The sequence below is a fragment of the Ruminiclostridium papyrosolvens DSM 2782 genome (assembly GCF_029318685.1).
GTDB classification, from domain to species: Bacteria; Bacillota; Clostridia; order Acetivibrionales; family DSM-1351; genus Ruminiclostridium; species Ruminiclostridium papyrosolvens.
Genome location: NZ_CP119677.1, coordinates 4,730,392 through 4,756,072, shown reverse-complemented (window position 1 = coordinate 4,756,072; position 25,681 = coordinate 4,730,392). Strand labels below are relative to the sequence as shown.

Annotated in this window: 20 protein-coding genes; 9 read left to right on the top strand and 11 right to left on the bottom strand. The window is 39.9% G+C overall.

Annotation, left to right across the window (positions count from 1 at the left end):
* The first annotated feature begins 4 nt into the window (after nt 1–4).
* The 3 genes from P0092_RS20820 to P0092_RS20810 all read left to right on the top strand — a co-directional run bounded on the left by P0092_RS20820 (nt 5) and on the right by P0092_RS20810 (nt 3,284).
* Nucleotides 5–850, top strand: coding sequence for a hypothetical protein (locus P0092_RS20820; RefSeq protein WP_004618427.1), 846 nt, complete (start codon nt 5–7; stop codon nt 848–850).
* 63 nt (nt 851–913) lie between these two features.
* Nucleotides 914–2,209 carry a hexokinase family protein gene (locus tag P0092_RS20815; RefSeq protein ID WP_004618429.1) on the top strand — a complete coding sequence of 432 codons (1,296 nt, stop codon included), beginning with the start codon at nt 914–916 and terminating at the stop codon, nt 2,207–2,209.
* Between the two features lie 157 nt (nt 2,210–2,366).
* A complete protein-coding gene (locus P0092_RS20810; protein WP_004618431.1) occupies nt 2,367–3,284 on the top strand; it encodes an aldo/keto reductase in 918 nt (305 codons plus the stop codon).
* A gap of 98 nt (nt 3,285–3,382) precedes the next feature.
* Here P0092_RS20810 and P0092_RS20805 read toward each other — a convergent pair whose 3' ends face one another.
* From P0092_RS20805 to P0092_RS20795, 3 genes are all read right to left on the bottom strand, one after another.
* A complete protein-coding gene (locus tag P0092_RS20805; protein WP_004618433.1) occupies nt 3,383–4,471 on the bottom strand; it encodes a glycosyltransferase in 1,089 nt (362 codons plus the stop codon).
* A gap of 131 nt (nt 4,472–4,602) precedes the next feature.
* On the bottom strand, nt 4,603–8,019 hold the full coding sequence (locus P0092_RS20800; RefSeq protein WP_004618434.1) for an NTTRR-F1 domain: 3,417 nt from the start codon (nt 8,017–8,019) through the stop codon (nt 4,603–4,605).
* Nucleotides 8,020–8,296: 277 nt separating this feature from the next.
* Nucleotides 8,297–9,697, bottom strand: a complete 1,401-nt coding sequence (locus tag P0092_RS20795; protein WP_004618436.1) for an NTTRR-F1 domain — start codon at nt 9,695–9,697, stop codon at nt 8,297–8,299.
* Nucleotides 9,698–9,894: 197 nt separating this feature from the next.
* Between P0092_RS20795 and P0092_RS20790 the strand changes: the two genes are divergently transcribed.
* On the top strand, nt 9,895–12,783 hold the full coding sequence (locus P0092_RS20790; RefSeq protein WP_004618438.1) for a methyltransferase domain-containing protein: 2,889 nt from the start codon (nt 9,895–9,897) through the stop codon (nt 12,781–12,783).
* Nucleotides 12,784–13,068: 285 nt separating this feature from the next.
* Here the strand turns inward: P0092_RS20790 and trpA are convergent, their stop codons facing one another.
* From trpA to trpE, 7 genes are read right to left on the bottom strand one after another with little or no spacing between them, the layout of a single operon-like run.
* Nucleotides 13,069–13,839, bottom strand: a complete 771-nt coding sequence (gene trpA / locus P0092_RS20785) for a tryptophan synthase subunit alpha (RefSeq protein ID WP_004618440.1) — start codon at nt 13,837–13,839, stop codon at nt 13,069–13,071.
* Nucleotides 13,832–15,016 carry a tryptophan synthase subunit beta gene (trpB, locus tag P0092_RS20780; protein ID WP_004618442.1) on the bottom strand — a complete coding sequence of 395 codons (1,185 nt, stop codon included), beginning with the start codon at nt 15,014–15,016 and terminating at the stop codon, nt 13,832–13,834. The genes trpA and trpB overlap by 8 nt, the downstream gene beginning before the upstream one ends.
* Entirely contained in the window at nt 15,017–15,634 is a 618-nt protein-coding gene (locus P0092_RS20775) for a phosphoribosylanthranilate isomerase (RefSeq protein ID WP_004618444.1), read from the bottom strand.
* Nucleotides 15,635–15,657: 23 nt separating this feature from the next.
* Nucleotides 15,658–16,446, bottom strand: coding sequence for an indole-3-glycerol phosphate synthase TrpC (gene trpC, locus P0092_RS20770; RefSeq protein WP_004618445.1), 789 nt, complete (start codon nt 16,444–16,446; stop codon nt 15,658–15,660).
* A complete protein-coding gene (gene trpD / locus P0092_RS20765; protein WP_004618449.1) occupies nt 16,446–17,471 on the bottom strand; it encodes an anthranilate phosphoribosyltransferase in 1,026 nt (341 codons plus the stop codon). The genes trpC and trpD overlap by 1 nt, the downstream gene beginning before the upstream one ends.
* Nucleotides 17,468–18,049, bottom strand: coding sequence for an anthranilate synthase component II (locus P0092_RS20760; RefSeq protein ID WP_004618452.1), 582 nt, complete (start codon nt 18,047–18,049; stop codon nt 17,468–17,470). The genes trpD and P0092_RS20760 overlap by 4 nt, the downstream gene beginning before the upstream one ends.
* Nucleotides 18,049–19,515, bottom strand: a complete 1,467-nt coding sequence (gene trpE, locus P0092_RS20755) for an anthranilate synthase component I (RefSeq protein ID WP_004618453.1) — start codon at nt 19,513–19,515, stop codon at nt 18,049–18,051. The genes P0092_RS20760 and trpE overlap by 1 nt, the downstream gene beginning before the upstream one ends.
* Before the next feature lie 504 nt (nt 19,516–20,019).
* On the opposite strand from trpE, the gene ytaF reads away from it, so the two are divergent.
* Entirely contained in the window at nt 20,020–20,643 is a 624-nt protein-coding gene (gene ytaF / locus P0092_RS20750; RefSeq protein ID WP_004618455.1) for a sporulation membrane protein YtaF, read from the top strand.
* Here the strand turns inward: ytaF and P0092_RS20745 are convergent, their stop codons facing one another.
* Nucleotides 20,644–21,222, bottom strand: coding sequence for a DUF1836 domain-containing protein (locus P0092_RS20745; RefSeq protein ID WP_004618457.1), 579 nt, complete (start codon nt 21,220–21,222; stop codon nt 20,644–20,646).
* 195 nt (nt 21,223–21,417) lie between these two features.
* On the opposite strand from P0092_RS20745, the gene P0092_RS20740 reads away from it, so the two are divergent.
* From P0092_RS20740 to P0092_RS20725, 4 genes are all read left to right on the top strand, one after another.
* Nucleotides 21,418–22,110, top strand: coding sequence for an SGNH/GDSL hydrolase family protein (locus tag P0092_RS20740; protein WP_004618460.1), 693 nt, complete (start codon nt 21,418–21,420; stop codon nt 22,108–22,110).
* Between the two features lie 670 nt (nt 22,111–22,780).
* Nucleotides 22,781–23,209, top strand: a complete 429-nt coding sequence (locus tag P0092_RS20735; RefSeq protein ID WP_004618462.1) for a hypothetical protein — start codon at nt 22,781–22,783, stop codon at nt 23,207–23,209.
* A 141-nt stretch (nt 23,210–23,350) separates the two neighbouring features.
* Nucleotides 23,351–24,433 (top strand): ABC transporter permease, encoded by a 1,083-nt coding sequence (locus P0092_RS20730; RefSeq protein WP_276187015.1) that lies wholly within the window; start codon nt 23,351–23,353, stop codon nt 24,431–24,433.
* A gap of 56 nt (nt 24,434–24,489) precedes the next feature.
* Nucleotides 24,490–25,674, top strand: a complete 1,185-nt coding sequence (locus P0092_RS20725; protein ID WP_004618466.1) for an ABC transporter permease — start codon at nt 24,490–24,492, stop codon at nt 25,672–25,674.
* Nucleotides 25,675–25,681 lie beyond the last annotated feature (7 nt).

Here is a 25,681-nt window from a genome sequence, read left to right as displayed (position 1 = left end):
AAATATGTTTTATACCGATGGGTCAAATGCAAAAGACTTTATTGAGAATGATATAGAACTTCTTAAAAGTGAATATGAGGAATACTATAATATATTGATTCAGGGTGAACTCAGCCCTATCAATATATTAATGTGTTCTACTCTTACTAACGAAAAGAATAATGCATTTGAAAAATTTTTGTTACTATACAAAGATAGAATTATTGTTTTAAAAAAAGTAAATGGGAACATATCAAAACATGCCATTGAATATAACGATATCAATTACATAGTTATAGAAGGACTTCCCAAGCCTGTTTGTCTTAATCTTTACTATAAGGAAGAAGGCAGGGAAAGAATTTTTTTCGATTCTTTTGCAGAAGAAATTATGGACAGATTGGTAAAGGAATTGCGGAAGCTTATCATTCATGGAAGAGTTACAGAAGAAACAGTTAATTTGTTTGAGAACAATAGTGATGAACGGGAGTATATAGGCAAAGCCCTGACAACTCAAGCATTATTTAAAAATCAGGTATCCGTGTGCGAACTTTATCAAAAAAGAGTATATGACAGATACTGGTCAATATTCAGGAAAGTCAGTACTCAAACACACTATTCCATTGTAAGTAATAGTGAGATGGTAGTTTTCAAGGAAAAGTTTGAACCAATGGATGACAAGGATATATGTGGAGATTTGATATTCATACCTTTAACTTCAGTAAAAAACGTATCCCTTGAATCTACGGATAAGGGTATGGTACTGAAATACATGTTTTATACTACGAAGACCTTTGAGTTATTTTATCAGAATGAGAAAACCGATGAACTTCTCAAGGCAATGTCTTATATAAATGGTGTAATTCAAGCTTGACCGCGTTTCGGAGTTAAAATACAATCAGTATAATAAGTAAAATATAAATTTGAGAGGTGCATAATGGGGTTCAAATCTGAAATAATACAAGATGTTATTAACGATTTTGAGGTTGAAAGAGAAAACATGCTGCGTATAGCAAACTTGTTTAAGGAAACTATGGAAAAAAGCTTGAATGGTGAAAAAACCTGTCTTAAAATGATTCCTTCATTTATTGGAAAGCCTACGGGAAAAGAACAGGGTACTTTTATGGCCATCGACATGGGCGGTACTAATTTTAGATGCACCAAGTTTAAAATTAGTAACGGAAGCTTTGAGAAAGTTGCTGAAATAAAGCATAAGCTTATTAATAAAGAAGAAAATTATGACCTTACAAAGTCAGATATTGATGAAAAGCAGCTCTTTGGCTTTATGGCTGAAAGTATAGGGAAATTGCTTGAGCCGGAAGAAGCTTTGTATCTGGGAAACACATTTTCATTTCCATGCAGGCAGGAAGGAATAAATGACGCTTACCTCATTCAGTGGACCAAGGAAATAACCACCTCCGGAGTTGAGGGCAACAATGTAAACAAACTGCTTGAACAGGCATTGCAGGCTAAAAACGTAAATGTTAAGCCCGTTGCCATACTAAATGATACTGTAGGTACCTTGCTGGTAGCCATGTACGGTTATCAGACTGCTGATATTGGCTCTATAATGGGGACAGGACATAATACCTGTTATCTGGAAAACAACCATCCTCTTAATGGCAAAAAAATGATAGTAAATACTGAATCAGCCAGTTACAATGTAGGACTTCCCGTAACTAAATATGATGAGATAATAGATAAAAACAGTCAGGTGCCGGGAACACAGCTCCTTGAAAAAATGGTTTCAGGTTACTACATGGGAAGTATTTTAAAAGAGGCTTGTCTGGATTTATATAAAAATAAAGCAATTTTTACATCAGAAGCTGTTAATGCTGATGCATTTTTCAATCAGAGTATTAATGCATTAATGGTTGAGAATTTTATTTTGTATCCATCCAAAACACAAGAGCAATACAATTGTACATTAGAAGACGCCGAGGTAATAAAGAAGCTGTCCGAAGCTATTTTAAAAAGAGCAGTAAGGCTTGTGGCAGTTTCCCACATGGGGATATTGTTCCATCAGGAAAACAACGGTACTTCTGTAAAAAACAAGCATGTAATTGCAATAGACGGAACTATATATGAAAAGATGCCTAACGTTCCTAATCTGATGGAGGAAGCATTCAAAGAAGCTCTTGGGGAGGATGCATCCAATATTGAAATAAAACTGGTAAAAGATGGTTCAGGTTTAGGTGCTGCAATAGCTGCTGCTTTTGCAGTAACTCAATAATTCATATAAATTTTATTATTTAAAGTAGCTGTTTCTAAACCGGAAAGAAAAAGGTTTTGGAGCAGCTATTTTTTGTACACAATAGTAGTATTGACTTAAAGTTTACTTTAAGGTGTAGAATTCAGGTATTATTTTAATTCATCAGGAGGATGATTTTATGAGAAGAATTAGCATTGGAAACGGAGCACTTACTGCTTCTGAAATTTCTTTAGGCTGTATGAGGATAAACGAACTGTCTGAAAAAGCAGCTGCTAACCTAATAAATACTGCTTTGGAAGAGGGGATAGATTTTTTTGACCATGCTGATATCTACGGTGGAGGGAAATCAGAAGAAGTATTTGCACAGGCTGTTGATATGTGTCCAAGCATAAGAGAGAAGTTTATAATTCAGACTAAATGCGGTATAAGGCAAGGGTACTTTGATTTTTCAAAAGAGCATATTTTAGAGGCTGTTGATGGAAGTTTAAAACGATTGCAGACAGATTATATAGATGTCCTGCTTCTGCATCGTCCGGATGCCCTTGTTGAACCGGAAGAAGTTGCTGAAGCCTTTTCAATTCTCCAAAGTAACGGAAAGGTAAGAAATTTCGGAGTAAGCAATCAGAACCCAATGCAGATAGAACTGCTGAAAAAATACCTTAATCAGAAAATAGTTATCAATCAGCTACAGCTTAGTATTACAAATACCGGAATGATAGATGCCGGATTCAATGTAAACATGAAAGTGGATGGCTCTATTGACAGAGACGGTAGTATACTGGACTATTGCAGGCTAAATGACATTACAATCCAGCCATGGTCACCTTTCCAATACGGTTTTTTTGAGGGAGTTTTTCTAAACAATGATAAATTCCCCGAGCTCAATAAAAAAATAGATGAACTGGCACAGAATAAAGGTGTTACAAATACAGCAATAGCTATTGCATGGCTGTTGAGACACCCTGCCAATATGCAGCCTATTGTGGGTACAACCAATGTTTCCCGTCTCAGGGATATTTGCAAGGCATCAACAATCGAGCTTACAAGGCAGGAGTGGTATGAGATATATCTGGCGGCAGGAAATAAACTCCCGTAAGTTATCAAACCCGTATAAAAATATATCAATGATTGCTTCCAAGCTGTTTGCATATCATTGATATATTTTATACTGCTTAATTACAAACAACCTATTGTCTACGGCTTAATTGTGCCTTCTTCTATCATTTTTGCAAACAGTTCTTTGTTATACAAAACGCTGGGGTCTGACGGCCTGTAGCCTGCGGCTTTTTCATTATGCTCATAAGCTTTTTGCATATCTTTTATGTTGTAGTAGCATACACATAGTTGTAAATGCGGATACCAAGTGTAATATGCCATATATATAAAGCTCCATCTGTCGGGGTCTGGAACTTGCTGCGTTGCAAGCTCATACCAAAAAATAGCCGTTTTATACAGGCGGCTGCGGTGAAAATTGTATCCTATACGACAGCAGGCTTCTGCCCTTGGGGGCGCATAATTAAAAGATTGAAATAAAGCTGTTAACTCATTTTCTTTGTCATTTAAATACCTATAACAGTCTCCCTTAAATAAACATGCAAATATTTTGTCCTCAGCCCAACCTTGTTTTAAAGCAAGGTTTTGGTCGTAACTTTCTATTGCTTCCTGATAACGACCATTTTCTCTTAATTCATTTCCATAATAAAAGTAGTCTCTGGCACTAAAGGCATCTCCACGCTGTTTTTTTGTTTCAAAAATGGATACGGTTCGCCCCACTGAATGGCGTACCTTTTTATGAGTTATAGCTACTTCTGAATTAATAATTTTTCCGCTGACTTCTATATAGTTATGGCAATCTCCATACCATCGAAAATTTTTCTCTCTTTTAACAAGACGGTTACGTCGGTATCTTAAAGTAACATTACCAAATTCGTCCGTACCGGCATCATAATACATAGACACCGAGTCTACGGACGGGTCAAGGGTTTCCTTCAACTCTTTAAATTTAACCTGATCTGCTTCCAATATCACATCATCCGCATCCAAGTACAGGATATAGTCTTTTGTAGCATACTTATATGATTCATTTCGTGCATCAGCGAAGCTGTTTGTCCAAGGGAAATCAAAAACACGGTCGGTATATCCGGAGGCTATTTCCTTTGTCTTGTCTGTTGAACCCGTGTCAACAATGTTGATTTCATCCACTATGTCCTTAACAGTATCTAAACAGCGGGCAAGGGTTTCTTCCTCATTTTTTACAATCATACAAAGACTGATACTTATCATTTTTTCAATCCTTTCCGACGCGAAGTTATATTATTATATTCAGACACAGCAAAAATGTTTCTAGTTTTACCAGTTAGGTAAGTAAAAACCGTAGGACACCCAAGGGCATCCTACGGTTAAGAATTATAGTACTAAGGGAATACAATAGTATTTATATCTATATTATTCGCAGTTGCTGCTGTAATGTTTGTTGCTGTATTAACAAATATACGGAGAGTATAACTGACTGTTGCTGTTGCGGGCGGTGTATCAACCTGCGTGCTTGCCAGAGGGAACCTTTGAGTACCTGCCGTTGATTGAGACCTGTTTACGGTTCTTGTATCAATCAAGGTGGCATCTCTATACAGACGTGACTGAAAGTTTAAAACCCAATTTGCGTTTGCAGTAATCTCAATGGATTCTGCGTAGTCAATTTTCACATCTTCACCTGCTGTAACAGGGACATTTAAAGTAACTACGGTAACCTCTACTCCGGCAGGAAGCACTGAGGTTGGACCTGCTGCCTCTGTGAAGGACAGAGTGGGTGTAGGTCCCGTAGGCCCTGTAGGCCCGGTAGCACCAGTTGCACCAGTTGCACCTGTGGCTCCAGTAGCACCAGTAGCGCCCGTTGCTCCGGTAGCACCCGTAGCACCTGTTGCACCTGTGGCTCCGGTAGCGCCAGTAGGTCCAGTAGCACCGGTAGCGCCCGTAGCACCTGTGGCTCCCGTAGCCCCTGTTGCGCCAGTAGCACCAGTGGCACCCGTAGCGCCTGTAGCTCCGGTAGCACCAGTTGTTCCAGTAGCACCTGTGGCACCCGTTGCACCCGTAGGTCCTGTTGCTCCAGTAGCACCGGTAGCTCCGGTAGCTCCGGTAGCACCCGTTGCGCCTGTAGCGCCAGTAGCGCCTGTTGTTCCAGTTGTGCCAGTAGCGCCAGTAGCGCCTGTAGGTCCAGTGGCTCCAGTAGCACCCGTTGTGCCTGTAGGTCCAGTGGCCCCTGTGGCACCAGTAGCACCAGTAGCGCCTGTTACACCCGTAGCACCAGTGGCTCCGGTAGCACCCGTTGCGCCTGTAGGTCCTGTTGCACCTGTGGCTCCGGTAGCACCCGTAGCACCAGTGGCTCCGGTAGCACCAGTAGCACCAGTAGCACCAGTGGCACCTGTAGCACCAGTGGCACCCGTGGCTCCGGTAGCACCTGTGGCACCTGTGGCACCAGTTGAGCCAGTTGCACCTGTGGCTCCGGTAGCACCCGTAGGTCCAGTAGCGCCCGTGGCACCAGTAGCGCCCGTGGCACCAGTGGCACCAGTAGCACCAGTAGCACCAGTAGCTCCGGTAGCACCAGTTGTTCCAGTAGCACCTGTGGCACCCGTTGCACCCGTAGGTCCTGTTGCTCCAGTAGCACCGGTAGCTCCGGTAGCACCCGTTGCGCCTGTGGCTCCGGTAGCACCAGTGGCTCCAGTAGCTCCTGTGGTTCCAGTAGTTCCTGTTGCACCAGTAGCACCTGTGGCACCCGTTGCGCCGGTAGCACCCGTTGCGCCCGTTGCACCAGTGGCGCCTGTTGCACCTGTTGAACCTGTGGCACCTGTAGCGCCCGTAGCACCCGTAGCTCCGGTAGCACCCGTGGCTCCGGTAGCACCAGTGGCACCCGTAGCACCTGTAGCGCCCGTTGCGCCTGTAGCACCCGTTGCGCCGGTAACACCCGTTGCGCCCGTTGCGCCTGTAGCGCCAGTAGCACCTGTGGCTCCCGTGGCACCAGTAGTTCCAGTAGCACCTGTGGCACCCGTTGCACCAGTAGGTCCGGTAGTACCCGTGGCACCTGTAGCGCCCGTAGCACCCGTAGCGCCCGTAGCACCCGTGGCTCCGGTAGCACCAGTGGCTCCCGTTGCACCAGTGGCTCCCGTTGCACCAGTAGGTCCGGTAGCGCCAGTAGCACCCGTTGCGCCCGTGGCACCCGTAGCACCCGTAGCTCCGGTAGCGCCCGTTGCACCAGTGGCTCCAGTAGCACCCGTAGCACCGGTAGCACCAGTAGAACCCGTAGCACCCGTTGCGCCCGTAGCTCCCGTGGCTCCAGTAGCGCCCGTGGCTCCGGTAGCACCAGTAGCACCCGTAGCTCCGGTAGCGCCCGTTGCACCAGTGGCTCCAGTAGGTCCAGTTGCACCAGTAGAACCCGTTGCGCCCGTAGCACCTGTGGCTCCGGTAGCGCCAGTGGCTCCAGTCGTACCAGTGGCTCCTGTTGCACCTGTAGCACCAGTGGCTCCTGTAACACCAGTGGCTCCAGTTGCACCAGTAGAACCCGTTGCGCCCGTAGCTCCAGTAGCACCAGTAGCACCGGTAGCGCCCGTAGCTCCAGTAGGTCCAGTTGCACCAGTAGAACCCGTTGCGCCAGTAGCACCTGTGGCTCCGGTAGCACCCGTGGCTCCCGTAGCACCCGTGGCTCCCGTAGCACCCGTGGCTCCAGTAGCACCTGTAGAACCAGTAGCTCCGGTCGAACCCGTGGCACCAGTAGGTCCGGTAGCACCCGTGGCACCTGTAGAACCAGTAGCTCCAGTGGCGCCTGTTGCTCCTGTAGCACCTGTAGCACCGGTAGCGCCCGTAGCTCCAGTAGGTCCAGTTGCACCAGTAGAACCCGTAGCACCCGTTGCGCCCGTGGCTCCGGTAGCGCCCGTGGCTCCAGTAGCGCCCGTAGCACCAGTGGCACCAGTAGCACCTGTTGCACCCGTAGCTCCGGTAGCACCTGTTGCGCCAGTAGCACCCGTAGGTCCTGTTGCTCCAGTAGGTCCAGTAGCTCCGGTAGCACCAGTGGCACCAGTTGCACCCGTGGCACCCGTGGCACCAGTAGGTCCTGTTGAACCAGTAGCGCCAGTAACACCCGTAGCACCCGTAGCTCCGGTAGCACCAGTTGTTCCAGTAGCACCAGTTGCGCCTGTGGCTCCGGTAGCACCAGTGGCTCCTGTAGCACCAGTGGCTCCGGTAGAACCCGTAGCACCTGTGGCTCCGGTAGCGCCAGTAGCACCAGTGGCTCCGGTAGCTCCGGTAGCCCCTGTGGCACCAGTAGTTCCTGTTGCACCAGTAGCTCCTGTAGGACCGGTAGGTCCAACAGGCCCGGATGAAGATATCAAGGATACGTCATCTACGACAACATTTGAGGTATTTGGTTCTGCCTGTTTACTTATAGATACAATAGCGTAAACGGTTCCAGGCGGTGCAGGAGTGGTTGTACCAGAGAATTGTTGCCAGTTATTAAGCGCAGCATCAGGAAGGGTACCATGAGGGATACTTATTGCAAGACCAAGACCAAGATAATTATAACTTGCATCAAAATAAGCGATAGTTATAGTTGTAAGTGGGTTTGGTAATGGCCCTACCTTAGCTAGGAATGCAGAAAATTCATAAGGGTTACTAAAATCTGCAGCAATTATCTGATAGATTGTAGATGTTACACCACCATCAAGCAACTCCGCAGAGAAAGCACCTGAATGGTGATAGGCGGATGTTATTACCGAGTTAAACGCATTCCAGGGAGGAAAGGTTCCGGTTTCGAAACCGCCATTTATTATAACATTAGTAGGCATTTCTTTAGTGTCACCTCCTTAAAAGTCTTGGTGTAGTCATATTAGAATATAGTATGCTACGTTAACATTGTATGGGTATCTAAGGTGAATTGTTCCTTATGTTAACAAAAAGCAATAAATTACGACATTATTATAGGAATTTTTATATAGGTTGGTAATAATATATATTGTATAAGAGAAAAGATGATTGATAAGCAAGCTGTATTATATTCAATATGTAAAGAAAGGCCCCCTACAATAACGCATGTATAGGAGGCCTCATAGTCTTAAATTAAGTTTAATTCAGGAATAGTATATCCATTTGAGCACCGACACCCGGTGCAAGTGTCATTACTAACGGTGTAGCAGAGTTATTACGCAAGGTTATTACGTCACCGGCACTTAGAGTCAGAATGGTATTTCCGCTTAGTTCACCGGTTGCAACCAAGGCTGTTATTTCTGTTGATGGCTGAACAGTACCATTTACTGCAATAGCGATGGCTGATCCTACTCCGGCAGTGATAGATACATTGTAAATGATTTCATAATCACCGGCAGATGGAACAGTTATTGTAGTTAGGCCTGGGGTGTGAGTTATTCCAACCAAAGGACCGTTATTGCTGAATGGTACGTCCGCACCACCTACCACAGTCGAATCTGCTATAGTTGCAAGTTCGTATACATTTCCGTAAGAAGCGATACCTGCACCGGTAGGTCCGGCAGGTCCAGTAGCGCCAGTAGCACCGGCAGGTCCAGTAGCACCGGTAGCACCCGTAGCCCCTGTAGCACCGGTAGCACCGGCAGGTCCAGTAGCGCCAGTAGCACCGGCAGGTCCGGTAGCACCGGTAGCACCCGTAGCACCCGTAGCCCCTGTAGCACCGGTAGCACCGGCAGGTCCAGTAGGTCCAGTAGCACCGGCAGGTCCAGTAGCACCCGTAGCACCGGCAGGTCCGGTAGCGCCAGTAGCACCGGCAGGTCCGGTGGCTCCAGTAGCCCCAGTAGCACCGGCAGGTCCGGTAGCACCAGTAGCACCGGCAGGTCCGGTAGCACCCGTAGCACCGACAGGTCCAGTAGCACCCGTAGCACCGGCAGGTCCGGTGGCTCCAGTAGCCCCAGTAGCACCGGCAGGTCCAGTAGCGCCAGTAGCCCCTGTAGCCCCGGTAGCACCGGTAGGTCCGGTAGGTCCGGTAGGTCCAGTCGGCCCAGTCGGCCCGGTAGGTCCAACAGGTCCGGACGAAGTTATCAAGGATACATCGTCTACGACTACAGTGGCTGTATTCGTCTCGCCCTGTTTACTTACAGATACGATAGTGTACACTGTTCCAATGGGTGCAGGCGTAGTTGTGCCTGTGAACTCCTGCCAATTATCCAGTGTTGCATCAGGAAGAGTACCGGGGGCGATACTTATTACAAGACCTAGACCGAGATAATTATAACTTGCATCAAAGTAAGCTATAGTTATAGTTGTAAGTGGGTTTGGCAATTCCCCTACTTTTGCGAGGAAAGCTGAGAATTCATAGGGCTCAGTAAAATCTGCTTCAACTATCTGGTAAATAGTCGATGTTGTACCACCATCGAGTAGCTGTGCTGAAAAAGTACCTGAATAGCTATAAGCGGCTGTTACTACGGCATTAAAAGCGTTCCAGGGAGGAAATGTACCCGTTTCAAAACCGCCATTTATTATAACATTAGTAGCCATTTTATAATTTCCACCTCCTTAAAAGTTTTGGTAATAGACATACTAGTGAAGGATTTAGTATGCTACGTTAACAGTATATGGGTGTATAGTTTAATTTGTTCCTTATGTTAACAAAAAACAATAAAAAGTGACGTTATGTGTAACATATTTGCAGCATATAAATAGTAACAGATATATTTATAATGAGTGGGGTTATTATGGGAGACAAAAAAATAAAATTAGCTATATTTTCAAAAGGCGATGATAAATTCATCGGCGATATAGTTAATAAACTGTCAGAGTATTATGATATAAAAAAAATAACTGTCAGCATGTTGCACATGGAAAAACTGGAAGAATGGATGAAATGGGCTGATATTTGTTGGTTTGAATGGTGTGATGATATTTTGGTATACGCAGGAAAACTTAATATTGCAAAAGAAAAAAAAATAATTTGCAGACTGCATAGCTATGAGGCATTTACAAATTATCCGGCAAGAGTTAATTGGAATTGTGTTGACAGGCTCATATTCATATCGGAATCAATACGTAAATATACAGTTAAAACTTTTGGTATAGATGAAAAAATTACTACGGTAATACCAAACGGAGTAGACTTATCCCATTTCAATTTTAAAAATAGAAGCTCAGGATTTAATGTTGCTTATGTAGGATATATTAATTACAAAAAAGGTCCAATGCTGCTTTTACAAGTCTTTAAAGCCCTATACGATTGTGATAACAGATATAATTTTTATATTGCGGGTCAATTTCAAGACCCAAGATACTCACTGTATTTCAAACAAATGGTAGCCGAAATGGGACTGGAAAAAAACTATAACTTTGAAGGCTGGCAAACGAATCTGGATAAATGGTTAGAGGATAAAAACTATATACTCTGCACCAGTGTACTGGAATCTCAGAACATGAGTGTAATGCAGGCAATGGCCAAAGGTATAAAGCCGATTATGCACAATTTCGCAGGTGCATCAGAAATTTATCCTCGCAAATATTTATGGAACACGGTTAATGAAGCTGTTTTGAAAATTAGTGATGCTGAATATAATTCAAACGAATACAGAAATTTTGTTATTGATAATTATTCTTTGAATATGCAGTTAAAATCAATAATATCTTTACTGGAGGATATTTCAGCCGAAAACAAAGACATTACAGGCTTTGATTATAAGAATTATTGGAATAGGAGACTAAATTCAAGATTTGACATTGAAGGGGTAGGGTTTATAGGCTTAGGTGAGATATATAACCAGTTTCTTTACCAGAACAGAATATATTTGCTGGATGCAATAATAAATAAATTAATTGATAATATAAACAGCAAAAGAATTTTGGAGCTGGGCCCGGGAACCGGAATCTTTACAGGACTGTTTCATAGTAATAAAGTCACAGCGTATGAAGCCATTGATATTTCAGAGAAGTCGGTAGCTGAGTTGAGTAAAACATACCCGGAGTATTTATTCAAAAATGGTGATGTAAGCGATGAAATGTACTATAGCGGAAAATATGATTTAGTATTTGCAGGAGATGTATTGCTGCATTTAACAGATGAAATAAAGTATAAAAAAGTTTTGGAAAATATATCTAATCATTTGGACAATAACGGATTTTGCATAATACTTGACCCCATAAGTGTTTTGCAGACAAAAAGTAAGTCACCTCATATGGTAATAAGGGATAGAGAGTTTGTAGAAACAAATTTAGAAGTTTTTGGTTTGGATTTGGTGGAAATGCTTCCGGTTTCATACTTTATGAACTACCCGTTTGACAAGGATTTGGAGGGGAAAGCGGGAGATGCTGCTATGCAATTGTTTACTACTCTTCCTGAAATATTTAAAGACAGTGAATTGAGTATTGATGAGAAAAATATAATAGGGGAATACCTTATGCTAAAAGACAGACAGCTGATATGTAACAAGAATATGGGCTTGACAGAAAAGCTCCTTATTATAAAAAAGAAGTCAAACCCTTGCAAAACAAGTATTAAGCTACAGGAAATATATGATACGGACAGTATTATGGAACAAACTGTACTGCTTGAAAAGCAAATAAAGGAAAATAAAAAATTATGGCACAAATTTTCAGGGAAAGCGGATATTTTAAGACTTCTGGAAAACGAGGTTAATCCCACCTTTGAATATATCCGTAACAAATTGAATGAGTTTATCTCCTATGAAACTAAGGATTTTGACACTTTTGATTTTACTGCTGCCCAAGTAATCATAGGCAAAAGGGAGAAGTATCACAGCTATGAATTAATAGAGTTTGTATTAAATAACAATCAGGACAAAAAGTTAATTATAAATAATATCTGGTATGACTTGTATAATAAATCATATATACTTCCTCAGCAAATTAAGATTAGTAAAAACTCTGATAAAATCCTGTCAATAACAAGCAGTATTTTAAAAAAAGACGCTATATATAAGAACAATATTTCAGGCTTTATACCGGACATGAAAATCAAAGCAGAAGTGGAGCAGAATTATCTTGCTCATATGTGGGAAAGAGGCATACCGGCTTCACAATTTCTTCCGCTTCGTGTTTACCTTAAAATAGCGGAGAGATACACCTTTGCTTTGACCTTTATGAATAATGAGAGCAGAGTGCTGGAAGCTCCCTGTGGCTTTGGTTATGGTGCTGCGTACTTAGCAAAGTTGTGTAAGAGTGTGGAGGCGGTAGATATAGCGGAAGATAATATACGATTTGCAAAGGGGGCTTACAGACAGCCAAATGTACATTGGAATAGGGGAGATGTTACCTGTTTGCCTTATGCTGCAGAGGAATTTGATGTATATGTTTCTTTTGAAGTGTTTGAACACTTGGCTGTTGATATGACTGCTAAGCACGTAGAAGAGGCTTACAGGGTTTTGAAGAAAGGGGGGAAGTTCATTATATCTACACCAAACAAGGCCATGAGAAGAAATGTTCATAATCCTTTTCATATAAAAGAGTATGAATTTGAAGAATTCAGCACAATACTGAATAGGGTATTTGATTCGGTAGAATTTTATTCCGTAGAGAATTTTAAAGTAGAAAAAGGAATGAAGAAAACCGCAAGCAATATGATAGCAGTTTGTGAAAAATAAGGAGAGGGTTGTGGCAAATTAGTTTCTTATTAACCTGTGCGTGAGTATAAATTGTATCAATGAAAGCTTGGTTAAAGATATTTGCAGATGTTTATAGGCGAAGACGGATATTTTACCGGAAAACCTATCATGAAGTAGGTTTTAGCGAAACCATGAATCACGGACGATGAATGTGAGCGACGGTAAAATATCCTATGATGAGCCGCCAGAAACTCTTGCAAATATCTTGGAAGCAAGCATTGATATAATTTTATACGGGAGTACAGGTGTTAAAACATAAAAACTTTATTTTATAGACTGTTTAATACTGCTGACATAATCATATAGAGGTTTTGCAGCATCCTTGCCATATTGCTCAATAATTTTCACAATAGCGCTCCCAACAATAACCCCATCAGCATATTTAGAAATCTCTGATGCCTGCTGAGGTGTGGATATACCAAACCCAACAGCTACCGGAACATTAGTGGCAGACCTGACAGAGGATACAATTGACTGAAGGTCTGTTTTTATTTCATTTCTTACACCTGTAACTCCCTTTGAGGATACACAGTAGACAAACCCCTTAGCGCAGGAAGCTAACTTGTTTATACGTTCCTCGGAGGTAGGTGCAATTAATGATATAATATCAACATTATATTTATCACTAAAAGGAATTAGCTCGCCTTTTTCCTCAAAAGGAATATCAGGAATTATAACACCGTCAATACCATACTCACTGCATTGTCTGAAAAAGTGGTCATAACCGTAGGTGAACACAGGATTAAGATAGGTTAGAAAAACAATTGGAACCTGAGTCTTTTGTCTTATTCTTTTAACTGTTTCAAAAACTTTATCCATGGTAGTTCCATTGGCTAATGCCCTTACGTTTGCTCTTTGAATAACCTCACCCTCTGCGATGGGGTCTGAAAACGGAATACCTATCTCAATAAGGTCAGCACCTGCCTTAACCATTTCCAGTACAAATTCCTCGGTCTTTTCCAGTGACGGGTCACCTGCTGTAAGAAAGCCTATAAATGCCTTGCCATTCTTAAATGCATTACTTATTTTACTCATCTATATTCACCCCCATATATTTTGCAATAGCGGCAACATCCTTGTCTCCTCTTCCTGACAGGCAAATGACTATTATTTTGTCATTTCCCATTTTAGGTGCAATTTTCATTGCATGTGCAACTGCGTGGGAGCTTTCAATTGCCGGAATGATACCTTCTGTTCTGGACAAATATTCAAAGGCGGCAACCGCCTCGGCATCGGTTACGGGAACATACTTGGCACGGTCTGTGTCATGCAGGGATGCATGTTCGGGGCCTATACCCGGATAATCCAGTCCTGCTGAGATAGAGTATACAGGAGCAATTTGCCCATACTCATCCTGACAGAAATAAGATTTCATACCGTGGAATATTCCGAGCTGTCCTTTTGCAATAGTTGCTGCATGTAATTCAGTGTCCACACCTTTTCCCGCTGCTTCACATCCTATCAGTTCAACGGATTTGTCTCCGATAAAGTCGTAAAAAAGTCCCATTGAATTACTTCCGCCGCCAACACAAGCCATAGCCACATCCGGTAGCCTGCCTTCCTTCTCAAGCATCTGTTCTTTGACTTCCTTACCGATAACACTCTGATAATCTCTTACAATCATTGGGAAGGGGTGAGGCCCCATAACAGAACCTAGTACATAAGCTGTGTCCTCCATTCTGGAAGCCCACTCACGAAAAGTCTCATTAACTGCATCCTTCAGGGTTTGCGTTCCGCTTGTAACCGGATGAACCTTTGCACCCAAAAGCTCCATTCTGAAAACATTAAGAGCCTGACGCTTGGTATCCTCCAAGCCCATAAAAATTTCACAATCCAGACCCATAAGAGCCGCAGCGGTTGCGGTAGCAACACCGTGCTGTCCTGCACCTGTTTCTGCTATTACACGCTTTTTGCCCATTTTTTTTGCCAGAAGTACCTGACCCAGAACATTGTTTATTTTGTGGGAGCCTGTGTGATTCAAGTCCTCACGCTTCAGGTATATTTTTGCGCCACCCAAATCCTCCGTCATTTTTTTTGCGAAATAGAGAAGGGAGGGCCTTCCGGCGTATTCTTTCAATAAGGTATCAAGCTCCCTGTTGAAGTCAAAATCATTCTTGTAGTAGTTATAACTCTCCTCGAGTTCGTTTATGGTGTTCATTAAAATTTCAGGGACATACTGCCCGCCATGCTTTCCGTATCTGCCTTTTAGCATTTACTTCACACTCCTTACCAAATTTACAATATTTAAAATTTTATTTCTGTCCTTAATGGAATCTGTTTCCACGCCACTGCTGACATCCAGACAGTAGGGGTTTATATTTCTTATTGCTGTCTCTGCATTTCCGGCTGATATTCCTCCAGCCAGAAAGAAAGGTTTGGCTGTATCTGAAATCAGCCCCCAGTCAAAGGCTTTGCCTGTGCCTCCGTACTCATTGCCTAAGTAGGTATCCAGAAGCAAATAGTCGCAGGGAAGTGAACAGGCTGCTTTTACCGATTCACTGTCCTTGACTCTCACAGCCTTTATAATCGGGTTGTTTATTTTCTGACGCAGTGACTCTATATATTCTGAACTTTCGTCTCCATGGAGTTGGACGAAGTCAATAATACCGTTTTTGCATAGGGAGGTTATCATATCCGTATCCTCATTTACAAAAACTCCCACAGCAGGTATTCTTGAATCCAGAGGTTTTTTAAGCCCTTCTGCAACTTCAGCAGTTACCTGTCTTTTGCTTTTCGCAAAAACAAAACCTATAAAATCCGGCAGAGCCTCATTTACATATTCAATATCCTGAGGTCTTGTTAAACCGCAGATTTTTATTTTTACAGACATAAGAATCCTCCCGTGAGAAATGTTTAGTTTTTTACAGAACCCCGCAGTTTTGCCAGTTCAGCCCCTGTATCACCGCTTTTCATAAGGGTTTCACCAATGAGAACCGCATTTGCTCCTACTTCTCGCAGTACTGATATATCCTGAGCATTGCGGATACCGCTTTCCGATACAAAACTTATATTTTTGGGTACAAGTTTCCTAAGCCGTACACTGTTTGTTATATCAACCTCGAAGGTATTCAGGTTCCTGTTATTTACGCCGATAATCCTGCTGCCTGCTTCAATTGCACTATTAACTTCGTCTTCATCGTGGGCTTCCACAAGACAGGATAGTCCAAGGCTATCAGCAATCTTAATATATTCTTTCAAAGTATCAGTATCCAGCAAAGCACATATCAACAATACACAATCTGCACCAATTAATGCTGCTTCATAAATCTGATATGAGTCAACGGTAAAATCTTTTCTAAGCACAGGAATACGCACCTCTTTTTTTACTTCTTTCAGATATTGGTCACTACCCAGAAAAAATTCAGGCTCTGTCAGAACCGAGATTGCTCCTGCTCCCGCGGCTTCATATTCTCTGGCTATATCAATATAAGGAAAATTCTCAGAAATAAGTCCTTTAGAAGGAGAAGCTTTTTTTATTTCACATATAAAAGTAAGCTCACCATTTTTTATTACTTTTTCAAAAGCAAAAGGATTCTTATTTGTCAGTTTTAATGCCTCAGACTTTACCAAAGCAAAAGGCGCTTCCTTTTTCAGTTTTTCAACACGTATTTTTGTACTGGCAGCAATTTTATCTAATATCATCATGGCACCTCTTGATTAAAGCTGTTTGACAGCTCTATAAATTTGTCCAGCTGGGTCTTTGCAGCACCGCTGTCAATAAGCTGTTCAGCCATTTTAACACAATCTCTTAGAGTAGTTTGGTTGTAAGACATATAAAGGCATAGTGCCGAATTCAGTACAACGATATCCCTTTTTGGCCCCTTACTGCCGTTTAAAATCTCCAGAGCTATTGAGGCATTTTCCTTTGGGTCACCCCCCACCAAATCCTTTAAGGCGCATCTTGAAAAACCCAATTGCTCAGGGGAGAGGAAGAAGCTGTTAATGCTGCCGTTGCTTACTTCGCAGATTGTGGTGGTGTTGCAGAGAGTTACTTCATCCAGACCGTCATGACCGTGGACAACCATTGCCCGTTTAACGCCCAGATTTAGTAGAACTCTGGCAAGGGGCTCCACCAGATTTTCATCATATACACCCAAAAGCTGCATATTTGCTCCTGCCGGGTTTGCCAGAGGGCCAAGTATATTGAAAATAGTTCTCACTGACAGTTCCTTGCGGACAGGAGCTGCATACTTCATAGAAGCATGATAGGTTGGAGCAAACATAAAACACATTCCGATTTTTTGCAGTATTTCTGCACTTTGCTCCGCAGACAAAGCAATATTAATACCCAGTGCCTCCAGAAGGTCGGCACTTCCGCATTTACTGGATACTGAACGTCCTCCGTGTTTTGCAACGGGGACACCTCCTGCTGAAACTACAAAAGAGGAAACTGTTGAAATATTGAAAGTGTTGGCCTCGTCTCCGCCTGTTCCTACGATATCCAGAACATCCTTTTGCGGATGGATTCGCTTGCACTTTTGCCTCATAACAGTTGCACATGCGGTTATTTCGTCAATGGTCTCACCCTTCATTCTCATGGCTGTGAGGAATGAGCCTATCTGTGCAGTGGTAGCACGGCCTTCCATGATTTCCTCCATAACCTGTGTTGTTTTATCACGGTTTAAATCCTGTTTGTTGATTACCTGATATATAGCTTCCTGAATCAATTTGCCTCACCGCCTATTCTAAGAAAGTTATCCAATATTTTTATACCATTGGGTGTTAAAACAGATTCCGGATGAAATTGAAGTCCGTAAACATTATAATCTCTGTGCTTAATGCCCATTACTTCACCGCCGTCATCCTCTCCTATAACCAACAGTTCGTCGGGGAGAGTGTTGCGTACTGCTGACAAGGAATGATATCTTGCACCTTCAATAATGGGTGGAAGGCCTCTGAAAACAGCACTGCCGTTTGCAATGTGTATGAGGCTTTTTTTACCGTGCATCAGTACCTTTGCATATGAAACAGTAGCTCCAAAGGCTTCACAGATTGCCTGATGTCCAAGGCATACCCCTAAAATGGGTTTTACTTTATGGAAGTGCTTTATTACTGCCTCGCATATACCTGCATCTGAGGGACGACCCGGCCCCGGGGAGAGAATAATATGTGAAGGGTTTAAAGCTTCTATTTCCTCGATGGTAATCTCATCATTTCTGACTACCCTTATATCACTGTTTATAGTCCCTATAAGCTGATATAGGTTATAAGAAAAGCTGTCATAGTTATCAATTAATAAAATCATTAGTCAATCCCCCTTTCGGACATCTCTAAAGCACTTATTACGGCGCTTGCCTTATTGACGGTTTCCATGTACTCTGTTTCGGGAACACTGTCTGCAACTATACCTCCGCCGGATTGAACATATACTTTTTTATCCTTTAGAATAGCTGTTCTTATTGCAATACAGGTGTCCATATTCCCCGTAAAATCAATGTATCCTATTGTACCGCCGTAAATTCCTCTCTTATGTCCCTCAACTTCATTTATTATCTGACAGGCACGGATTTTGGGTGCTCCCGAAAGAGTTCCGGCAGGGAGGATAGCAGTTATGGCATCCAGTTGATCCATATCCTTACGAAGCTTGCCGATAACTTTGGACTCTATATGAATAACGTGGGAGAATTTCTTTATACTCAGATAATTCTTAACCTCAACGGTTCCAAATTCACTGATTCTCCCTAAATCGTTCCTCCCAAGGTCTACAAGCATGTTATGCTCGGATAGCTCTTTTTCATCACTTAAAAGGCCTCTAATCAATTCTTTGTCTTTTTCCTCGGTTTCCCCACGGGGTCTTGTTCCGGCGATAGGGAAGGTGGAGAGATTGCCGTTTTCAAGCTTTATAAGAGTTTCAGGTGAGGTTCCGGTTATCTCTAAATCATCAAACTTTACAAAGAACATATATGGTGACGGATTAGTGGTTCTTAAAGTTCTGTAGGCATCCAAAAGGCTTCCTTCAAAGTCTGCTGTTTGCCTGTTGGATGGAACAGCCTGAAATATATCGCCTTCAAAAATGTGGTGCTTAACCTTTTCTACAATTTTGGAGTACTCCTCAATGCTGAATTTAGGGGTAAAGGGTGACAATAATTTTGAGACTGTCTTTTCGCTAGGGATTTCCTGTTTAATCAAATGTATTATACGGTCTATTTCCTTTAAAGCTTTTTCATAATTTACTTCAAGATTATCTGTTTTTATATTAACAATGACAATAATTTTTTGCTTAAAATGGTCAAAGGCTATTACCTTGTCGAAGAGCATTAAATCCACATCGTTAAAGTTTGTGTCATCTATTCCGTCAAGCTTTAGTGTTCTTTCGGAATACTTTATATAATCGTATGCAAAGTAACCTACAAAGCCTCCCGTAAAAGGTGGAAGAAAGCTGAGTCTGGGGCTTCTGTATTGGTTCAGAATTTCTCTGATGTGACTGTTGGGATCATTTGTGGCAACCTTTTTTGAACACTCGCCCTTAATTTCAAGGTTTCCGTCTTTGCAAGAAAGTTCAATAACGGGATCAAAGCCCAGAAATGAGTACCGACCCCATTTTTCGCCGTTTTCAACGCTTTCCAGAAGATAATAACGACTGCTCACTGCCCTGAGGCTTTGGAGTACTGCAATTGGTGTTTTAATATCCGAAAAGATTTCGCAACTGACAGGTATAATTGTATATCCTGCTGACAGTTGTTTTGCTTCCTCCAAACTTGGTTTGTACATAAAACCACTCCTTCTTTGTGCAAGATTTATTTTCTTTGATAAACTAAAAACACCCGCCCTTTGACTGAAATAGTCAAGGACGAGTGTAAAAAATTCACCCGCGGTGCCACCTTGTTTTGTAAGTAAATAAATCTTACACACTTACGAAATACAAACATATTTCTCACAAATAACGCATGTGTTACGTCGTAGAATACTCTGGAAAGATATTTCCATTTGACTACGCCCTCAGTGGTCCATTTGATGTACTGCGTTCTGCAAGGCTCTCAGCTTCCCTTGCTCTCTGTAAGTGCACGTATCACCGTTATCTCCACATCAACGGTTTTAAGGGCAGATATTAAATTTAATATAAGATTACATCCATATTTAAAAGTTGTCAATACGTTTTAACATAAAAAACATAAAAATACTTAAAAGTATAAAATTTACATAGAATAATACGTTTTTGTGGGACATGCACTATTCTGTTTAAATGAAAATATACTATCCTGAGGTGAAAAGACCGTGGGGGTTATTCTATCAATTTTTTTACTGTGCCTGGCACCGAATTTAGACAATATGGCAATCGGTCTGGCATATGGAGCAAGAAAGATAAATGTACCGTTCAAGTCAAATATTTCAATCGCTTTATTTTCGGGTATAGCAACACTGTTGTCCAGTCTGCTTGGAAACATACTTACAAACTATATTCCCGATTTCCTTGGAAAGACTATTGGCGGTTCTATAGTGATTATTATGGGCTTATTCACGATTATCGGATATCTGAATAGCAGAAGGAAATCTAAAAAGGTTCATGGCAACAGCCTTCAGTACATAGACGATATAAAGGCTGTAATGGATGACCCGGGTATTGCAGATAGAGACTATTCCGGAGATATATCACTTAAAGAATCCATACTTCTGGGCATAGCACTGGCATCCAATTGTATTGGTACGGGATTTGGGGCAGGTGTATCGGGAATTAATGCATTTGTTTTGTCAGCGGCAGTAGTAGCCTTCAGCCTGATGACTATATGGGTGGGGGCAATAATAGGCAGACGATATGCATCAAAATTTCTGGGTGAAAAAGCAACAGTCATATCGGGCATACTGTTGCTGGTTATAGGATTGTACCAAATAATTGCATAATTACTTGCTTTTAGTCTTATCATTTTGATTCAGCAAGGACATTATTTTCTCAGCTGCAATCCTATGAGCATTTGCTTCGCTTGAAAGCTGTAATGCAAAAAGACGAAGTGAGTTTTCGTAATCGTCTTCATCCACATTCTCAATGAGGGTTAGTAGCTTTTGAGAAACACTGCTAAATGCCTGATCCTGAAGATTTGTCAGTTCATTATAAAAATTATGGTACTCATCTTCGTCGTTAAAATTACCCAGTGAACGGGCAATAAGCGGAATTGGCAATACCGGCTTCAGCATTGACATAATGTAAAGAGACACAAGATGCACCCTGTCATACTTCTTATTAACAGGACGTTTTAAATAGCCTTCCTTTACATAATTATTTACCATACTTGAGGTAATTGTCTTACTGGAATCGGAAGTATCCCCGAAAATGTTCAACAATCTTTCAAGATAAGTTACTACTTGATCCATATATAAATCTATTGCAGGAAACTGACTCCAATTTTCAGTTTTGTATGAGCCAAGGGAGGCCGATAATTGGCCAAGTTCTTCCTTTATATTATTGACTTTAATATTGTCCAAAATGAATATCACTCCTGATAAATGGTTATCTTAATTATAACACATTGTTTATTTATTACAATATAGTTATTACAAAACCTTGACAAGAAGAACTAAAACGGGTAATATAGTATTGAAAACTAGATAATAAAATATTGATAATATAATACATAATTTTAGTGATATATAATTACAGGTAATAGGAGTGTATCGTCTATGTCAAATTCAGCAAATAAAAATATAATTGTTTGGGGAGATTCAATTTTAAAAGGCGTTATTCTGGATGAAAACGACGGCAAATACAAGGTAATGAAGGATAACAGCATAAGCAGCTTTGCCCAGATAACAGGGTTTAATGTAAAAAATAATGCATACTTCGGTATGACATCCACTAAGGCCCTGAACAGAATATCAAATTCTATAGACAAATTAATTTCCGATAAAGAAAATATTGTAATAATAGAATTTGGCGGAAATGATTGCGATTTTAATTGGAGCGAGGTAGCTGAAAACCCTGACTTGGTGCATCAGCCTAAGACTTCCATTGAAAGCTTTAAAAACACTCTTCAAAATATGGTGGAGATGTTCAGAAAAAAGGGGATAACTCCGGTACTTATGAACTTACCGCCTCTGGAACCTGAGAGATATTTTAACTGGATTTCAAAAGGGTTAAACAAGGAAAATATACTTCACTGGTTGGGTGATGTGGCAAGGATATACCGTTGGCAGGAAGCTTATAACAATGCAGTAGAGTGGGTTTCACGCCAAATGGACTGCAAAATGATAGATATCAGAGAAAGCTTTTTGCTAAGTAAGAACTACGGTACACAGATTTGTGCAGATGGTATTCATCCCAACGAAGAAGGCCATAAAAAGATTTTAGAATCCATGCTGGAATTCAGCTTCTAAGAGGAAGTTGAATTAAATATTTTTGGATAAATTATCCGAAAATCATCTTTATACTTTTTACAAAGGATAAAGATAAAATATGAGAGCATAACAGTAAGAATTTAACCGGACCGCTGGTTTGGTAGGCAAAAACATCAAACAAGAATACGGAAACGATTAATCCATTAATTGAATACTGGTATGCTAGGGAACTCTTTTAATGTATCCACTTAGAATTCAAGATGTTTTTTAGTAAATAGCACATTGGGGGTGCTATTTTTTGCTTTATATATGCCCCTTTTGGGGTATATTTCCTGAAAAACGGCACGGTTATGCCATTTAAAAGTCCTTGCTTCGCTCAGTTATCAAACACATGACAAGGTTTGCACTGGCGAATAGTACTTGGAATTGGTTCATGTGCTTCTCTATATCTAAACCGCTTTTTAACAATGAGCAATGGATGATCTATTTTGCAACGTATTGATAATTTACGGTTTTCTATCTGCTTGTCTCAGTTGATTCCCTTATATTCGTCTGTAACTTTTATGCTTGATGGATGTACATTTACTTGCATTTCAATCAATTACAAATGCTTATCTTTAAAAAATGAAACAATATAAATTTTACAAAATATGAGAACTATGTTATTATTTATCAAAAGATACGTCTTAATTTTAGAAGGTGAAAAATTATGAAAAAAAATCTTAAAAAATCAGTTTTATGTATAGCAGTATTAGTTTGTATTATTACCTCTTTTACATTTGTAAATGCATACACTTATAGTTATACCACTGTAAGGACAGATTCTACAAATGTTGAGAAGAGTGGTACTGGTTGGAGGCTGTTTGTAGAATATGATGAGGGATCAATACTTCCTTATGACGATGTTTGGGGTTGTGCAAATGCAGCATGCGAGGGTAAATGGGTATATACTGAAATAGATTTTGCAGACGGAGCTGGAACTTTATATGATTGGTCCGAGCAAATGGACAGTGTAGGATCTATGGGTCATATATCAAGCCATGATACTGCAACCGGTCATTCATTAGCACGCATATATAATGGAACTAGTAGATCTGCTAGCGTTTATAAGGATCTATATTTGAAGGTTACTAATTAAGTTTTAGGAATACATATTTTTAAGAGATCGTGTGCTTTGTTTTTGTAGCAAAATAAATAAGATTCAAAAATAAATAGGCATCGTAATATTGCCTATTTATTTTTGCTTATTTATTATTAATCATATGCTTGGGAGTGTATTATGCTTAAAAAAATATATATATTAATAGATAGAATAGTATCATTATATAAAAAAAATCGTTTAGTTTTTATACTGTTTATTGTAGTACAAATAATTACTATTTTTGCTTACATGTTTTTTTTCACAACGATAATTAATACTAGAGCAAATTACGTATCACAATATACAAGCATGCGTACAATAAAAACTGATTTGAAAAAATGTAAGCTTGATAAACAGATTACAAATAATGTTGTAAATATTATTAAGAATAATAATATTTCAGATATAGAAAATATTTCTATGTTTTTTATTGATAATACAAATAACAGACAGCTTGTAGGTTATTTATATCCGAATAAATTTTCCAAGGATGTGTTTGGATCTCCTATTTCATTTGAGGATATTGAAAAAGGTAGCTATGTGGTTATACCTAGAAATCCTGATAATAGATATAATCCAAATGTTGAGCAATATAATATTGGAGACAACATGGTTATTAAAAATAAAAGCTTTAAAGTAAAAGGAATTCGAAAGTATTATTATCTTGATGAAATACCATATACTACAGGACTTAAGTTTTTAACTCTATCTGCTTTTGATATAATTTTACCCGATAGTACTTCAGATAAACAAAAAGAGATGCTAAAGAAGTATTTAGAAACAAATATTAAGAATATAAAGGTTATATTACCGGAATCTATACCCGAGAAAGTTATTACCAGTCTATTTATACCTCTTGTATCCAGTATTTTTATAGGACTAATAGCAATTTTCAACTTTACCTTTTTATATAAGTATATGATTGAGAAATCAAGAAAGGATTATATTTTACTTCGTATTTGTGGTTGTTCACGCTTAAAGAGTATATTGTTATTATTTTCTCAAATGGCTTTCCTTTTTACTATATCATATTTTATTAGTTTAATTGTATTATTGATACTTAAAAAAACAAATGTAAGTATATTTAGTCAAACATCTATAACAATTTCCAACTGCTTAGTTATATATATATCGTTCTTATCAATTATTATATTGGCAATAACACCATTTTTAATAAGTGTATTTAAAAAATCATTAATAGCAAACCAAAAATTATTGTAGTTTCCGACAAATAAATTGAAATATGGGGTGATGATTTGAAGACATTTTTGCTGGCTATGAAAATGTTTAAGAAAAATAAGTTCTTAAATTCGATACTTATTGTGGAATTAGCATGCATTTCTGTCATATTAGTCGTTGTGATAAACATGTCAATAAATAACACAAATATTATGAATACTTTTAAAAATAGTAGCTATAGAATAATATATTGTATGAATCAAAATAGGGAAACAAATGCAGATAAGCTTGCTGATACCTTAAAAGAAAAAACAAAAAGGTTTAAATGGGTTATAGGTATTTCCAATATTCGAAGAAGTTTTGGGTCTCTAAACAAAGATGCAAGTAAAGATAAAGCAGTGAATATTTTTATGATGGACGATGAATCCAAAAAAGCTATTAAGTATCCATTATCAAAGGGAAAATGGTTTGATGTTCAAAAAATAAATGGTTATGAACCTTGCGTTATCGGCGGATATTTATCAAACAAATATAAAATAGGTGATATAATTACTGCATACATACCTACGGAACAAGATAACGTAAAAAAAGAAATAAGCTATATGGTTACAGGTATTTTGTCAAAGCCGGAGAAGGTATTGTCGCTAAATTTAACTGCACTGAATATGGAATTACCTTTATCGCTTTTATATAAAAGTCAGACTGAAACTGGTTTATTTATAGTTACTTCTCTATCAAAAGTCAGTATATCGAGTGTACCTTATGGAAATGTTTTCATATACCTTGATAAATCATGTCCAGAAGATACAATTAATCAATTAAAAAAGGAAATATCTATCGCATATACAAAAACAGACACTGAACTAATTAATGATGAGCAAAAAGAAATATCGCATCTCATGTCACTACTGCTGCCTTTTATTATTATGTTGTTTTTAGTGTCCTCATGTGGGATTATATCTATGTGTATGCTTACTACATTAAAAAACATGAATCAATTTAAAATTTACTACATAACGGGATGTACACAAAGGCGTGCTATTTTAGTAACCGGAATATACTCCTTGCTTTATTTTGTACTTTCAGGATTGCTTTTCATAGGAATTTTACATTATTTTAATACACGTCGTACTGGAAGAATAGAAAGTACACTTTTTATTCTGAATGATAAAAGTTTATTAATAGTTTGTATTTCAAGTATCGCCGTGTCTGTAGTTTCATTTATTATACCCTTCTTTTTATTAAAAAGAAATAAACCTATTGATATGTTAAGAATAAGTTAAGGAGCGA

What these genes read in the sequence shown, in the direction of transcription:
- trpA (WP_004618440.1), bottom strand. Translation starts at nt 13,839, where the DNA reads ATGAGTAAAATAAGTAATGCATTTAAGAATGGCAAGGCATTTATAGGC.
- P0092_RS20790 (WP_004618438.1), top strand. Translation starts at nt 9,895, where the DNA reads ATGGGAGACAAAAAAATAAAATTAGCTATATTTTCAAAAGGCGATGAT.
- P0092_RS20810 (WP_004618431.1), top strand. Translation starts at nt 2,367, where the DNA reads ATGAGAAGAATTAGCATTGGAAACGGAGCACTTACTGCTTCTGAAATT.
- P0092_RS20800 (WP_004618434.1), bottom strand. Translation starts at nt 8,019, where the DNA reads ATGCCTACTAATGTTATAATAAATGGCGGTTTCGAAACCGGAACCTTT.
- P0092_RS20725 (WP_004618466.1), top strand. Translation starts at nt 24,490, where the DNA reads ATGAAAATGTTTAAGAAAAATAAGTTCTTAAATTCGATACTTATTGTG.
- P0092_RS20775 (WP_004618444.1), bottom strand. Translation starts at nt 15,634, where the DNA reads ATGTCTGTAAAAATAAAAATCTGCGGTTTAACAAGACCTCAGGATATT.
- trpE (WP_004618453.1), bottom strand. Translation starts at nt 19,515, where the DNA reads ATGTACAAACCAAGTTTGGAGGAAGCAAAACAACTGTCAGCAGGATAT.
- P0092_RS20815 (WP_004618429.1), top strand. Translation starts at nt 914, where the DNA reads ATGGGGTTCAAATCTGAAATAATACAAGATGTTATTAACGATTTTGAG.
- P0092_RS20795 (WP_004618436.1), bottom strand. Translation starts at nt 9,697, where the DNA reads ATGGCTACTAATGTTATAATAAATGGCGGTTTTGAAACGGGTACATTT.
- P0092_RS20805 (WP_004618433.1), bottom strand. Translation starts at nt 4,471, where the DNA reads ATGATAAGTATCAGTCTTTGTATGATTGTAAAAAATGAGGAAGAAACC.
- trpC (WP_004618445.1), bottom strand. Translation starts at nt 16,446, where the DNA reads ATGATATTAGATAAAATTGCTGCCAGTACAAAAATACGTGTTGAAAAA.
- trpB (WP_004618442.1), bottom strand. Translation starts at nt 15,016, where the DNA reads ATGCTAAAAGGCAGATACGGAAAGCATGGCGGGCAGTATGTCCCTGAA.
- P0092_RS20760 (WP_004618452.1), bottom strand. Translation starts at nt 18,049, where the DNA reads ATGATTTTATTAATTGATAACTATGACAGCTTTTCTTATAACCTATAT.
- P0092_RS20730 (WP_276187015.1), top strand. Translation starts at nt 23,351, where the DNA reads ATGCTTAAAAAAATATATATATTAATAGATAGAATAGTATCATTATAT.
- P0092_RS20820 (WP_004618427.1), top strand. Translation starts at nt 5, where the DNA reads ATGTTTTATACCGATGGGTCAAATGCAAAAGACTTTATTGAGAATGAT.
- P0092_RS20740 (WP_004618460.1), top strand. Translation starts at nt 21,418, where the DNA reads ATGTCAAATTCAGCAAATAAAAATATAATTGTTTGGGGAGATTCAATT.
- P0092_RS20735 (WP_004618462.1), top strand. Translation starts at nt 22,781, where the DNA reads ATGAAAAAAAATCTTAAAAAATCAGTTTTATGTATAGCAGTATTAGTT.